The 1,573-nt window shown below is 66.8% G+C and carries 2 protein-coding genes; both read left to right on the top strand.

Annotation, left to right across the window (positions count from 1 at the left end; all coding sequences use genetic code 11):
• The coding region (locus tag CKO42_RS26550) for an HvfC family peptide modification chaperone (RefSeq protein ID WP_476737493.1) at positions 1 to 411 on the top strand (411 nt) is incomplete at its 5' end.
• Positions 412 to 432: 21 nt separating this feature from the next.
• On the top strand, positions 433 to 1,573 hold a 1,141-nt coding region (locus CKO42_RS26545; protein WP_200252581.1), incomplete at its 3' end, for an NAD(P)/FAD-dependent oxidoreductase.

Genomic DNA, 1,573 nt, shown 5'->3' with positions numbered 1-1,573 from the left:
ACCGCCTTGATCTTCAGCGAGGCCGAGGCCGGACCCGCGCTCGCCGATCCGAACGGTGATCTGCTCGACGGCGTCCCGGTGGTCTCACCGCTGGCTTGGAATCTCAGCTACCGCTTTCCGGTGCATCACATCAGCGCGGACTTCCAGCCGCACGCGCCGGACCCTGAGCCAACGCATCTGGTCGTGTACCGCACACGACAGGAGCGCATCGCGTTTCTGAAGATCAACGCGGTGACCCAGCGGCTGTTGGTGCTGCTGCGAGAACAGAGCCACCGGAGCGGACGGGATCTGCTCAACAGCATCGCGCTCGAGCTTCAGCATCCACGGCCGGCGCAGCTGATCGAGGCCGGTCGCAGCCTGCTGGACGATCTGCGTGAGCGCCAGATCCTACTGGGCACGCGCCGACAGTAAACAGACCAACCGGAGCCCGTCATGCCCGATGCCTCCAGCACGCCCATTACGGACCCCGACCGTCGCCCCCGGATCGTTATCATTGGTGGCGGCTTCGCCGGTGCGACCGCAGCCAAGGCCCTCGAGCGGCGCCTGCGCTCGGCCGAGATCCATCTGCTCTCGGCGGAGAACCATCTGACCTATAACCCACTGCTGCCGGAGGTGGTCGGCGCCTCGGTGCTGCCCGGTCATGTGGTCGCGCCCTTGCGCCAGATGGTGCGCCGCGCCAAGGTCCATCAGGTCCAGGTCACCGGCATCGACACCGAGGCCCGCCGTGTCCATTTCCGCAATAGCTCCGAGGGCGGCCACCTCGACTATGACCATCTGGTGCTGGCCTGCGGCAGCCGCGCCAATCTGCACATGATCCCCGGCATGGCCGAGCACACGCTGCCGCTGAAGACCGTCGGCGATGCGCTCTATCTGCGCAATCGCGTCATCGCCCGGCTCGAGGACGCCGAGCTGACCGAGAACCCGACCTTGCGTCGCTGGCTGAAGACCTTCGTAGTCATCGGTGGTGGCTTCTCCGGGGTCGAGGTCGCCGGCGAGATCAGCGACTTCCTCACCGAAAGCCGACGCTGGTATCGGCATTCACAACTGGAGCCGGCACGAGTGGTTATCGTCCATGGGGGTCCACACCTGTTGCCAGAGCTACCGGAGCGACTCGGCCGTTTCACCGAGCGCAAGCTGTCGCGGCATGGCGGGGTCGAGGTGCGGCTCGGGACCCGCAGTGAGGCCATTGATGCGCAGGGGGTGACGCTCAACAAAGGCAGCCGTATCGATGCCGGCACCGTTGTCAGCACCATCGGCACCACGGCGAACCGGCTCATCGATGCCCTGCCCGCGGACAAGGAACGAGGCCGCTTGCGCGTCGAGGCCGATATGTCGGTGCCCGGTCTACCGGGTGTCTGGGCGATCGGCGATTGTGCGGCAGTGCCGAACAGCCGGGCCGATGGTGCGCCCTGCCCGCCGACGGCGCAGTTTGCGTTACGCCAAGGCCCGCAGCTCGCGGCCAACATCGCCCGGCACGAGCGCGACGAGCCGACCCGCGCGTTCGGCTATCAGCCCAAGGGCCTGATGTCTGCCATCGGTCATAACCGCGCCGTGGCTCGGGTCTATGGCATCA

The organism is Lamprobacter modestohalophilus, assembly GCF_016583905.1.
Classification (GTDB): domain Bacteria; phylum Pseudomonadota; class Gammaproteobacteria; order Chromatiales; family Chromatiaceae; genus Lamprobacter; species Lamprobacter modestohalophilus.
The sequence above is the reverse complement of the archived record's forward strand: the minus strand, read 5'-3'. Positions and strand labels throughout refer to the sequence as shown.